At 46.0% G+C, this 11762-nt stretch carries 11 protein-coding genes; all 11 read right to left on the bottom strand.

Annotated elements, in window-relative coordinates:
• Window positions 1–155 precede the first annotated feature (155 nt).
• The 11 genes from C6P39_RS09160 to C6P39_RS09210 all read right to left on the bottom strand — a co-directional run bounded on the left by C6P39_RS09160 (window position 156) and on the right by C6P39_RS09210 (window position 11711).
• The gene (locus C6P39_RS09160) at window positions 156–935 is read right to left on the bottom strand and encodes an RNA polymerase subunit sigma-70 (protein ID WP_104803561.1); all 780 of its coding nucleotides are present in this window, start codon (window positions 933–935) and stop codon (window positions 156–158) included.
• A gap of 262 nt (window positions 936–1197) precedes the next feature.
• Window positions 1198–2679 (bottom strand): Asp-tRNA(Asn)/Glu-tRNA(Gln) amidotransferase subunit GatB, encoded by a 1482-nt coding sequence (gene gatB / locus C6P39_RS09165; RefSeq protein WP_104803562.1) that lies wholly within the window; start codon window positions 2677–2679, stop codon window positions 1198–1200.
• Entirely contained in the window at window positions 2679–4148 is a 1470-nt protein-coding gene (gene gatA / locus C6P39_RS09170) for an Asp-tRNA(Asn)/Glu-tRNA(Gln) amidotransferase subunit GatA (RefSeq protein ID WP_104803563.1), read from the bottom strand. Before gatA ends, gatB begins: the two co-directional genes overlap by 1 nt.
• Window positions 4149–4175: 27 nt before the next feature.
• Window positions 4176–4472 carry an Asp-tRNA(Asn)/Glu-tRNA(Gln) amidotransferase subunit GatC gene (gene gatC / locus C6P39_RS09175; protein WP_095174434.1) on the bottom strand — a complete coding sequence of 99 codons (297 nt, stop codon included), beginning with the start codon at window positions 4470–4472 and terminating at the stop codon, window positions 4176–4178.
• A gap of 19 nt (window positions 4473–4491) precedes the next feature.
• Window positions 4492–5823 carry an aspartate--tRNA(Asn) ligase gene (gene aspS / locus C6P39_RS09180; protein WP_104803564.1) on the bottom strand — a complete coding sequence of 444 codons (1332 nt, stop codon included), beginning with the start codon at window positions 5821–5823 and terminating at the stop codon, window positions 4492–4494.
• Between the two features lie 84 nt (window positions 5824–5907).
• Complete coding sequence (locus C6P39_RS09185) at window positions 5908–7122, bottom strand: LL-diaminopimelate aminotransferase (RefSeq protein ID WP_095174432.1); 1215 nt, start codon at window positions 7120–7122, stop codon at window positions 5908–5910.
• 52 nt (window positions 7123–7174) lie between these two features.
• Window positions 7175–7726: an ANTAR domain-containing response regulator gene (locus C6P39_RS09190; RefSeq protein ID WP_095174431.1), complete on the bottom strand. Its 552-nt coding sequence runs from the start codon at window positions 7724–7726 to the stop codon at window positions 7175–7177.
• Between the two features lie 18 nt (window positions 7727–7744).
• Window positions 7745–9076: a type I glutamate--ammonia ligase gene (gene glnA / locus C6P39_RS09195; protein ID WP_104803565.1), complete on the bottom strand. Its 1332-nt coding sequence runs from the start codon at window positions 9074–9076 to the stop codon at window positions 7745–7747.
• Between the two features lie 260 nt (window positions 9077–9336).
• Window positions 9337–10545, bottom strand: a complete 1209-nt coding sequence (locus C6P39_RS09200; protein ID WP_158661514.1) for a pilus assembly FimT family protein — start codon at window positions 10543–10545, stop codon at window positions 9337–9339.
• A 92-nt stretch (window positions 10546–10637) separates the two neighbouring features.
• The gene (locus C6P39_RS09205) at window positions 10638–11039 is read right to left on the bottom strand and encodes a hypothetical protein (RefSeq protein ID WP_104803567.1); all 402 of its coding nucleotides are present in this window, start codon (window positions 11037–11039) and stop codon (window positions 10638–10640) included.
• Between the two features lie 12 nt (window positions 11040–11051).
• Window positions 11052–11711, bottom strand: coding sequence for a hypothetical protein (locus C6P39_RS09210; RefSeq protein ID WP_104803568.1), 660 nt, complete (start codon window positions 11709–11711; stop codon window positions 11052–11054).
• Window positions 11712–11762 lie beyond the last annotated feature (51 nt).

An 11762-nucleotide genomic window follows, 5' to 3' on the forward strand; every position in this document is an offset into this window, starting at 1 on the left:
CCTCCATGACTCCCCAATCCATTGGGAAATCTATGGTTTAAGTATGCCACTTTTTTGTGAATTATTCAATGAATTGGCTATGTTTATTCTATAAAAAATATATGAAGTGCTGCTGTTCACCGTTTCCGCACAGCACGGTACCCTGTTGTGCCCTACTATTTATCGTCACCGGTCAGCCGCAGCACAGCCTGTATTTCATCCACATCCATGTCAAGAAAAGCCGCCAGTTCATCCACACTGTACTTGACCTCCTCGTCTTCCAGAAGTTCTTTGATCCTTGTCTCCAGGTCACGTACTTTCTCCACAAGGATATCATCCCTCTGCTTCTGGTCTGTCTGCTCTTCCAGCATGAGCAGAATGGCATTTCTAATCTCCCCGCAGAGGAATGCGTGGATGTCCTGTGCCTCATGAAGCATTTCAATAGCACTCAGCAGACCGATATTTCCCTCTGCTATCATATCACCGATAAAGACTTCCCGGTGTTTCAGCTCTCTCGCTGTGGTTACTACCTGGGACATATACAGCTCTGCCAGACGTTTTTTTGCCGCGTCCTCATGATCCAATACCCTTTTATAAAGGCTTTCCCTCTCCCCGGGCTTCTCTTTGGGTATATCAGAAAGTATGCTTTCGTAATCCTTCAGATATTCCAGTTCTTCCTGGGATAACGCAGCTTTTTCTTCTTTTTCCCCACTGTCCTCGTTCCCGCCTGGATCAATTTCCCCTTGTTCCGAAGAGGCGTCTGCCGTCTGCCTCTTCTTTCCCTCCACCTGGATTCCCTGGACAGCCAGGTATTCGTATACTTTCTGTATCTGACCTTCTGTCAGCCCGTTTCCGGCAAAAAGTTCTTCCACTGTATCTGCATGTATCTTTTTTCCGTTTTTTACAGCCAGCTCCAGTGTTTCTTTGAGCTTTTCCTGAAATTCTCTGATCTCCATAACTGTCTCCTTTTCTTTCCATCCACATTCCGCGTTCAGAATACAAACGCGGAACGGCTGCAGCGGCTATGCTGCTGTTTTATCCTATTACCCGGATAGTCTTAAAAACAGTATAAGCGATTAAAAAAAGGTTGTAAAGTTCTACTCTGCAGGATCACAGTTTTTCAGTAACCTTTCAGACAAGCTGAACCGTTACGCACCCAGCCATTAAAAATCGCTTCGCGATGGGCTGGATGCCTGCCGGCACTACTTCTTCATACGGTCAGTGCAGTAAATGCGCAGACCTGTCTGAACTGTTACATTTTTCACTCAGAAGCCGCTTCACTGTCTGTGGGTCTGCCTTTCCTTTCATCTCTTTCATAACCTGGCCTACAAGAAAACCTAAAACCTTAGTTTTCCCGCTTTGGTATTCCTCCACTGTTTTGGGATTTCCGGCCAGCACTTTGTCCACCACACGCTCCAGCGTGCCTGTGTCTGTGACAGACTTCAGACCGTTTTTTTCTATATAAGAAACCGGGTCTATATCTTCGTCAAACATGATCTCAAACACCTTTTTTGCCGTCCGGTTGTTCACCTCCCCCTTTTCACAGACTGCGATCAGGTCTGCCAGATGCCCGGGTGTGAAGCGAATGTCTTCTGTTTCCATCCCCCTGTCTTTTAAAAGCCTCAGGGTCTCACCGATAAACCAATTGGCTGCCTTTTTTGGCCCGCCGGCAATCTTTTTCTGTTCCAGAAGGCTGACTGTCTGCTCAAACAAATCTGCCAGATATCTGGACTGTGTCAAAAGTGACGCGTCATAGGCAGACAGACCCAATTCTTTTTCGTAGCGCCCTGCCTTTTCCTCCTGAAGCTCGGGCTGCCGCTCTTTTATCCGTTTTGTCCACGCCTCACTGATCACAACAGGAGGCAGATCAGGGTCGGGAAAATACCTGTAATCCTTGGCATCCTCTTTTGAACGCATAGCATAGGAATATTCCTTGTTGTCATCCCATCTTCGTGTCTCCTGCTGCACGCATTTTCCCTCTTCCAAAAGCTCGATCTGGCGTTCCCGCTCTCCTTCAATAGCTCTGGCGATGGCCTTAAAGGAGTTTAAGTTCTTCATCTCCGTTCTGGTACCCAATTCACTGCTCCCGGCCTCCCGGACAGACAGATTCACATCCGCCCGCATAGATCCCTCCTGAAGTTTACAGTCCGAGACACCAAGGTACTGGCAGATCAAGCGCAGTTTTTCCAGATAAGCAATAACCTCCTCCGCACTCCTCATATCCGGTTCAGATACGATCTCCACCAGCGGTACACCGCTTCTGTTGTAGTCCACAAGGGAACAGTCTTCCCAGGCATCATGGATCAGCTTTCCGGCATCCTCCTCCATATGCATCTCATGGATCCTGATCTTTTTCTTCCCGGATGCCGTCTCAATTTCCAGAGATCCGTCGTAACAGATGGGGAGATATAACTGGGAGATCTGGTAGTTTTGTGGATTGTCCGGGTAAAAATAATTCTTACGGTCGAATTTACAGGTGCGGTTTACCCGGCAGTTGGCAGCCAGCCCAAGGGCCAGGGCATACTCCACCACCTGTTTGTTCAGGACAGGCAGGGAGCCGGGCATTCCGGTACATACTGGACAAGTATGGGTATTGGGCGCCCCACCGAATCTTGCAGAGCACCCGCAGAATATCTTTGTAGCCGTGGCAAGTTCCACATGCACCTCCAGGCCAATGACTGTCTCATATTGCTTTCCCATTATTTTACCCCCTTTCCCTGCGCTTTGGGAAACTCTCCCCTGATCTGTTCATAGGCATATGCAGCCTGTATGATTTTTTTCTCCTGAAAACAATCCCCGATAAACTGCAGTCCCACCGGCATACCGCTGCTGTCCCTGCCGCAGGGAACACTTATGGCAGGAAGGCCTGCCAGATTGACCCCTGCTGTATAAATATCACTCAGGTACATGTTCAGCGGGTCCGAAAGGCTGCTCCCAACCTTAGGTGCCGTAGAAGGAGCCGCAGGCGCAAGCAGCGTATCATACTTAACAAAAGCCCGGTCAAACGCTTTCTTTATCATTGCCTTTACTTTCAGGGCTTTCAGGTAATATGCATCATAGTAGCCGGAACTCAGTACAAAAGAACCCAGCAGGATCCGGCGCTTCACCTCTTCCCCGAAGCCCTCAGCCCTGGTCTTTTTATACATGTGGTGAAGTCCCTCGAATACCTCTGTCCTGTAACCATATTTTACGCCGTCAAAACGGGCCAGGTTGGAGCTTGCCTCCGCTGAGGCGATAATATAATAAGCAGGGATCACATAATCCACCAGTCCCAGAGAAAAGAATTCCACAATGGCACCGTTCCTCGTCATCAGGTGCACCGCATCCACCAGCGCCTTCTTTACCTCCGTGTCCAGACCTTCCGCCAGATATTCCTTGGGAATCCCAATCTTCATTCCACGCAGATCCTTTCTCAAATATCCGGTAAACTGCAGATCCTTCCGCATCACGGAAGTGCTGTCCTTTGGGTCATACCCTGCCACAGTCTCCAGCAGTGCCGCACAGTCGGACACATCCTTTCCCACCGGTCCGATCTGGTCCAGGGATGAAGCATATGCTATAAGGCCATATCTGGATACGGTTCCGTAGGTGGGCTTCATTCCCACCACACCGCAGTAAGCGGCCGGCTGACGGATAGAGCCGCCTGTGTCACTTCCCAATGCGGCAAACACTTCATCCGCTGCCACCGCTGCGCAGGAGCCTCCTGACGAACCACCTGGTACTTTTTCCGTATCCCAGGGATTTCTGGTAATGCCATAGGCTGAGGTTTCTGAGGTGCTGCCCATGGCAAATTCATCCATGTTGGTCTTGCCAATGACGATCATTCCCGCATTCTCCATTCTGCGTACAGCCTCCGCATCGTATGGCGGAACAAAATTTTCCAGAATCCTGGACGCGCAGGTGGTCTTTCTGTCCCTGGTGCATATATTGTCTTTTACCGCCACAGGAACGCCGGCCAGAGGACCTGTATATTTTCCTGTTTTTATGCCGCTCTCCACCTCTTTCACCCTGTCGTATATTTTCTTTTCATCTGTCTCCAGAAAGGCGTGGAGTGTGCTGTCCACCTTTCCAATCTGGTCCAGAGATGCTTTCACTGCTTCCCTGACGCCTGCCTCCCTGTTCTTAATGGCCCGGCCCAGCGTGAGGGCTGTCATTTCTTTGATCTCCATTTCGCTAACCTCCGTCTTCAACCACTGTCACTGCACTGTTTTCGGTACCTGGTACTGGCCGTCCTTGCTCCTGGGCGCATTTTTTATCATGGCCTCACGGTCGTTCCCGTTTGTTACAATATCCTCCCGGAAAACATTTTCCATAGGAAAGGTGTGGGAAAGCGGCCGGATCCCCTCTGTGTCCAGCTCATTTAATTTATCCACATAATCCAGTATCTCCTGCATTTTTTCCCTGGCGGCTTCCCGTTCTTGGGGTTTGAGGGCCAGTTTTGCCAGAATTTCCACATTTTCCATAACGGTATCATCTATGATCTGTTTTGCCATAACTATATCCTCCTTTTCTCTACGGTTCCAGCCGGTTCATATCTCTTGGAAAAAGACAGGCTTCCCTCACGTTATCTTCACCTAAAAGCTGCATGGTAAGCCTCTCCAGGCCAATTCCCAGGCCCCCGTGGGGCGGCATGCCGTACTTGAAGGTATCTAGATACTGCTCCATCCCCTCCCGGCTCATGCCTCTTCTCTCCAATTTCCCGGTCAGCATATTGTAGTCATGGATACGCTGTCCTCCGGTTGTCACCTCCAGACCTTTAAACAGCAGATCAAAGCTCAGGGTAAACCGTTCATCCTCCGGGTCATCCATTGCATAAAAGGGCCTTTTTTTGGAGGGATAATGTGTGACGAACACAAAATCCGAATCATATTCCTCTTTGAAGTACCGACCGATCAGTTCCTCCTCCTCCGGTTCCAGATCAAACGGGTTTTTAATTTTCCTGCCGTATTTTTCAGACACCAGCTCTTTGGCGTCGGTAAAACGGACACAGGGAATCTTATCAGTTCCCGGAAGCTTGATCCCCAGAATCTTCAGCTCTTTGGCGTATTCTTTTTTCAGCAGCTCCATTGTATATTGGAGAAACCCTGTCTCCATGGCACAGATATCCATAAAGCTGTCAATATATCCCATCTCAAGATCCAGGCTGGTGTATTCGTTCAGATGCCGCCTTGTGTTATGCTTCTCCGCACGAAACACAGGACCCGTCTCAAACACCCTGTCAAATACCCCCACCATTATCTGTTTATAAAACTGGGGGCTCTGCTCCAGAATGGCGGGTTTGTGGAAATAACTGAATTTAAAAAGATTAGAACCGCCCTCCGCCCCTTTTGATCCTATTTTGGGAGTATGCACTTCCGTAAATCCCTGGCTGTATAAAAATTCACGAAAGGCTCTGCACACACCCTCCTGAATCTTAAAACGGGCCCTCTCCTTTATATTCCGCAGAGATATGGGGCGCAGGTTCAGCTTAGTCTCCAGAGATGTGTTCAGCTTCCATTTGTCTATGGCAAGCGGGAGAGGCGCGGCGGGAGATGACAGGATCTCAACCTTTGAAAGCCGCAGTTCCTTTTCATGGGGTGCTCTTTCCTCATCATGAATGGTACCTGAGACGCGGACACAGTCACCTTCCTTCAAATGGCAGATGGGAATATCTGTCTTTCCCTCCTCCCATACCGCCTGCAGCAGACCGTCTCTTTTTCTCAGGATCACAAAGGCGATCTCTCCCATATTCCTGATACTGTGGACAGTTCCCTCCACCAGGATTTCCCGGTCTGACTCTTTTACTTCCAGTATCTGCGGAAGCTCCAGTGTTTCTTTTTTTAAAATACCTGCTGCAAATTCCATATCACAATTCTCCTTTTTCTAAAATAAAAAAAGTCCCGGGGATATCCAGAAAAATCCAGATACCTCGGGACAGGATATAATTGATCACATCTTTGTGATCCGTTCAATCGCTTTCACTGTATTTTCATAGGTTCCGAAGGCTGACAGTCTAAAATAGCCTTCTCCGTGTGCTCCAAAACCGCTGCCGGGTGTTCCAACCACATTGGCTTTGCTGAGAAGTTCATCAAAGAACTCCCAGGAACTTAACCGGCCGGGTGTTTTCAGCCACACATACGGGGCATTGATGCCGCCGGATACGGAGTATCCTGCATTTTTCAGGCCTTCGTAAATCACCTTCGCGTTTTTCATATAATAGTCCACCTGGGCCTTTAACTGCTCTTTTCCTTCCGGTGAATAAACAGCTTCCCCGGCCCGCTGTACAATATACGGGGCACCGTTATATTTGGTCCCATGCCTTCTGGACCACAGGTCATGCAGGGATACACTGCCGCATTTTAAATCCTTCGGCACTACTGTGTAACCCAGACGGACGCCTGTAAATCCGGCATTTTTTGAAAAACTGTGAAGTTCGATGGCACAATGTCTCGCACCTTTGCATTCATACACGCTGTGAGGTACGTCTTTTTCTGTTATATATGCTTCATATGCTGCATCGTAAATGATCACCGCGCCCACGCGGTTGGCATAATCCACCCATTCCTGCAGCTCTGCTCTTGTGATTCCTGCTCCTGTGGGATTATTCGGGAAACACAGATAAATAATATTCGGGGTTTCCTTTGGAAGTTCAGGGATAAAATGATTATCCTCCACACAGGGCATGTAGATCATGCCGTCATAATTCTGTGCATCCGGATTATAATTACCCGTTCTGCCTGCCATCACATTAGTGTCTACATACACAGGATATACCGGGTCGCAGACAGCGATCTTATTGTCCAGGCCGAAAATTTCCTGGATATTTCCGGAGTCACATTTTGCTCCGTCGGATACGAAAATCTCATCTGCTTCGATGTCACAGCCGCGGTTTCGGTAATCATTGTCCGCAATGGCATTTCTGAGAAAATCGTAACCTTTGTCCGGAGCGTAACCATGAAATGTCTCCGCATTTGCCATATCATCCACTGCGCTGTGAAGTGCCCGGATAATAGCCGGTGCCAAAGGCTGTGTGACATCACCGATCCCCAGCCGGATCATGTCTGCATTAGGGTTTTGCTGCTGATAGTCAGCCACTTTTTTTGCTATATTGGAAAACAGATAGCTGCCCTGAAGTTTCAGATAATTATTGTTGATCGTAAACATATCACATTTCTCCTTTATGACGATTTGATACAGGCTTTGATGCCGTTCTTCTTTATACTTCATCGTAGATAAGCGTCAGTATCATCTGCGCTGTCTCTACCATGCCGGTAGCACTGTCCATGCTGCATTTTTGTATATAACGGTATGCCTCCTCCTCTGTGAGATGGTTTCTGTCCATCAGAAGGAGCTTCGCGTTTGTAATATAGTTCTGGTCCCGCTCATTTCGCGGTTTTGGCTTTTTCTTTTCCTTTTTTTGTCTGCGCTCAATCTGGTAAAGCTGCATTTCCACAGTGTTTACCAGTTCATAAATACGGATAGGCATGGTGACTGCCATAATCCCTGATCCTGCCGAGCTGACCACATTCGCAGAACCGATAAGCAGCATTTCAAAGAATCCGGGCAGACATTCTGCCAGCTCCCGGTAATACATGTCAGGCAGCTTATAACCGCTGATCACCAGTCCTGCGGGATGTTTATTCACTTCAATCAAAGCCTGGGCGGCAGTTGTACATGCTACGGTATTTTCAAATCCATGCTGTATGAGGATTTTCCGTATTTTCTTTGCATCTTCCGGTTTCGGTAAAACGATAATGATGATGCTCATGCACTGCCTCCTGTTCCTTTATACACGGTACAGATACTGTTCGATCTCCCACTCAGAAACCTGTTCCATGTAGCTCTCCCACTCTTTTCTCTTTGCTTTCACATAGCACTTTGTAAAAGTATCGCCCAACACGGCTCTCATAAGAGGGTCCTTCTGAAATTCTTCCAGAGCCTCACTGAGATTTTCCGGCAGGGTATCAATGCCTGCGTTCTCCTTCTCCTCCCTGGAGAGTTTCCGGATATTTTCTTTCAGCTCTTTTGGAGCCTGCAGGTTCTTTTCAATCCCATCCAGGCCTGCCGCCAGACACAGTGCAAATACCAGATATGGATTGGCGGAAGAATCCGGGCTTCTCAGCTCCAGCCTCGCGCCTTCGTCCCGCTGGGTCTGTACCCGTACCAATGCGGTGCGCTGCCTGGATGACCAAGTAATGTCTGAGGGTGCTTCAAAACCGGGGGCTAATCTTTTATAAGAATTTACAAGGGGGTTGCACAGGGCAGTCATGCCCTTGATATGCGCAAAAATGCCGGCCAGGAAGGAATATCCCTCATGGCTCAGTCCCAGGTCATCAGACGGGTCTGAAAAAATGTTCTTTCCGTCTTTCATCAGATACATGTTCACATGCATACCGGAACCGTTGACGCCTGCTTTTGGTTTGGGCATGAATGTGGCGTGAAGGCCGTGGCGCTTTGCTATGGTTCTCACAGCCACCTTGAAGGTCATCACTTTATCGGCGGTCTCCGGGGCATCGGAGAACTGGAAATCAATCTCATGCTGTCCGGGGGCTATTTCGTGGTGGGAGGATTCAATTTCATATCCCATCTCCTCAAGAGTCAGCACCATGTCACGTCTGGCATTCTCACCCAGATCCACAGGACTTAAATCCATGTATCCCGCCTTTTCATGTGTTGTGGTTGTGGGCATACCGTTATCGTCTGTGTGGAAAAGGAAAAACTCGCATTCCGGGTTCACCATAAGGGAATATCCCATCTCTGCGGCTTTCGCTGCAACACGGTTCAAAATGAATCGAGGGCTTTCTTTATAGGGTGTACCGTCTTCCTGATAAATATCACAGATAAACCGGGCCACTTTTCCCTGCTGAGGGCGCCATGGGAGGATGGTAAAGGTGGACAGGTCGGGATGCAGATACATATCTGCCTCCTCGTTCCGGATAAAACCTCCGATGGAGGACGCGTCTATGACGCAGCGGTTATCCATGGCTTTTTCTAACTTGCTGGATGGGATCGCAATATTTTTTAATGTACCGAACATATCGGTGAACTGCAGGCGGATGAATTCTACGTCCTCTTCCTCTGCCATGCGAAGGATTGCTTCCCTGGTGTAGTTTTGCATTGTATTATCTCCTCTCTTGATGGGTGATAGGAATGGAACCGGATACGGGTGCTTAGGAGGCGGGCGGTAAGTCCGGTTTTAGTCTCATTGTGGTCTTGTTGATGCGGAAAAATTGTCCGGTGTGTGACTTTGGAATAAAAAATGGGCGTGCTTATCCAGAGTACCCTCCGAATAAGAACGCCCTTGTTCTTTCATTTATGGTTGGTATTATAGCAAGGGAAGTTGGGATTGTCAATATGGGAAACAACTAAAATTTATAACTAGTTTTCATTCTTAATTTCAACATAACTCGTCACATCTACCCATCCATAAGGATTTGCACCTACATTTGGCGATGCCCCTTCATCATTACATAGATAATAACGCCCTTGGTAAATATAGATATTACCCCGGCTGGGTTTACTGCCTGATTTCCACCAACCATATTCTGCATCCTCTTCTGTATATATCCTGCCTTTATCTAAAATGATATGACATTTATTTCTCATATTATCGTTATTACAAAATTTATCAAAATCATTTTCTTTATAGTCATTCTTGTTCACAACTACATCCTTTGGGAAGAAATAATATGTATCATTTTCTTTATATATACCTGCAGGAAATATAAAAGTATTTGCATCACTACTTTCTTTATACAACTTTTTGTAAGGATTTTTAGCCGCTTTTATATTTAACACCTCATCTTTATTATGGTGAATATATATCTTCCCATCACCAACTTCATCCGGTGAATCAGGGTTGACTGGCGGCGTCGGTGGGTCAACCGGCTCTTCCTTGTCCCCCTTACCAGGTCCTATGATCATATCCAACTCATCTTCACTCTGAAAATTATAGCACTCTACATATCTGGTAGCAGAATAATCTCCATATTTGTTTTGATGATGCTTTAAAGTCAAATCTATCCTGATCACATTCGGAGAATATATATTACCACTCGGATCTGCCAGGGAAAACTGCAGCTCTTTTATCTCATAACCCAGATATGCTTTTTCATCAAAAGTCCAATTAACGGGTTCATAGATAACTTTTTTTTCACTGCCCTTCTCTGTTGTCTCGACTCTGTAATAAAAAATGATCAACTGCTTAATATCAGAGTTTTTATACTTATCACTGGTTATGTATATATGGCTCCCGGAACCATCATATAGATCAATCTTATTTCCACTATTATCAATGATCAGACTATGCTCAGTACTAGCCGCCGCTTTTCCCTTCCCCTCTCCTGATACTTGTTTTATACCCACCTGTGCCCCTGCGATTTCTCCAACAATCTTATCCATCAATGTATCCGAAACTTGTCTGCCATAATTGATTCCCTGTATTTTATGATAAAGATTCATAGCGGATGCCATTACCTGACATGACAGCACAACAAATAGACTGATAAGCGCAAATGTAACTATCAGCTCAATCAAAGTAACACCTTTTCTATCGGAAACGGCATCCCTTACTTTTTTTCTATTCATTTTTATGACTTTCCTTTTTTCATTCTTTAAAAGTTTCATACATGCACCCAGTTTATTTTAATATAAAATTACAGTTAGACTCCTCGTGAAGACTACTTGGTTGTACCATTTATCATATCCTTCATATTAAATCTAAACATTTTAAGGTTCGTATCTTCATCATCAAAATAATAGTTTACACTTGCATCTTTCTGCTGAAGTTTTATTTGCTTTGCTTTATTTTTTGTATTTGTCTTCTCTGTATCAATAGTATAGTAAATATCCATACCGGCAGTCTTCCAATAATTTTTTCTCAAATATACCTTTTCATTAAACAGCTCTGTTCTGTCAATTACTTTTTGTGTTGCATTAAGCATTTCTACAGATACCGACACTACTTTTGAAAACATAAGGATCATTATTACCACAACTAAAAATCCAACTAATGTTTCTATCATTGTAGATCCATTCGTTAAATCCACATTATTTTTTAACCCTGCTGATTTTTTCTGCATCTGAGCTCCCCCTTATTCCCGTTCACTAAATGACCATCCCCACATATCTTCTGCCTGAATCGTATTATTATCCGGGTTTATATTTTCATCGTCTTTTCCCTCTAGTGTATTATATTTGGCTTTATTTGTGTTCTCCGGTAAATAAAGTATATAACATGTCACTATGGTACTCTTTACATTACCTTTTCCACAGGTTACGGACACCACAAGTTCGGTTCCCTCTTCATCTGTGCTTTCGGCCTCACTTTCCCAGTAAATCAAAATGGAAATGTTATCCATAAGTTCTTTTAGCCCCGATTCTGTTATTTCATCTGCATACGCATTAAAATACCTATAAGCATATTCCGACGTATGCCCTCTTTCCTCATAGTTATAATAATTCCAACTATTCTGCCAAATATTATACCGAAGGTAAAACCATAATGGATACTTCTCTGACGCCCCGGCTTCATAAGCCGCAGTTGGCGGAATGGTGATCTCATACTCCAGACTCCGGCTCAACGACTGCGCCATCTCCCTGCACTGCTCTGTGTCTTGCTGTCTTCTGGCCGTTGAATACAAAGAATAAGATACCAGCAAAAGTGCAAGGCTGAGCATCATAATAACTGCCATGATAGCAATGGCAACTAAAAGTGCTGATCCTTTCTTTTCGTTTAATACCCTCTTCTTCATATACAAATCCCTTTCTTTTTGAGGCCGGAAAATTGATTTTCCGGCCTATAC

Source organism: Blautia marasmi (genome assembly GCF_900258535.1).
Lineage (GTDB): Bacteria > Bacillota > Clostridia > Lachnospirales > Lachnospiraceae > Blautia > Blautia hominis.

Coding starts and splice junctions, on each gene's coding strand:
- C6P39_RS09160 (WP_104803561.1), bottom strand. CDS start 935: ATGGAGATCAGAGAATTTCAGGAAAAGCTCAAAGAAACACTGGAGCTG.
- gatB (WP_104803562.1), bottom strand. CDS start 2,679: ATGGGAAAGCAATATGAGACAGTCATTGGCCTGGAGGTGCATGTGGAA.
- gatA (WP_104803563.1), bottom strand. CDS start 4,148: ATGGAGATCAAAGAAATGACAGCCCTCACGCTGGGCCGGGCCATTAAG.
- gatC (WP_095174434.1), bottom strand. CDS start 4,472: ATGGCAAAACAGATCATAGATGATACCGTTATGGAAAATGTGGAAATT.
- aspS (WP_104803564.1), bottom strand. CDS start 5,823: ATGGAATTTGCAGCAGGTATTTTAAAAAAAGAAACACTGGAGCTTCCG.
- C6P39_RS09185 (WP_095174432.1), bottom strand. CDS start 7,122: ATGTTTACGATCAACAATAATTATCTGAAACTTCAGGGCAGCTATCTG.
- C6P39_RS09190 (WP_095174431.1), bottom strand. CDS start 7,726: ATGAGCATCATCATTATCGTTTTACCGAAACCGGAAGATGCAAAGAAA.
- glnA (WP_104803565.1), bottom strand. CDS start 9,076: ATGCAAAACTACACCAGGGAAGCAATCCTTCGCATGGCAGAGGAAGAG.
- C6P39_RS09200 (WP_158661514.1), bottom strand. CDS start 10,545: ATGAATAGAAAAAAAGTAAGGGATGCCGTTTCCGATAGAAAAGGTGTT.
- C6P39_RS09205 (WP_104803567.1), bottom strand. CDS start 11,039: ATGCAGAAAAAATCAGCAGGGTTAAAAAATAATGTGGATTTAACGAAT.
- C6P39_RS09210 (WP_104803568.1), bottom strand. CDS start 11,711: ATGAAGAAGAGGGTATTAAACGAAAAGAAAGGATCAGCACTTTTAGTT.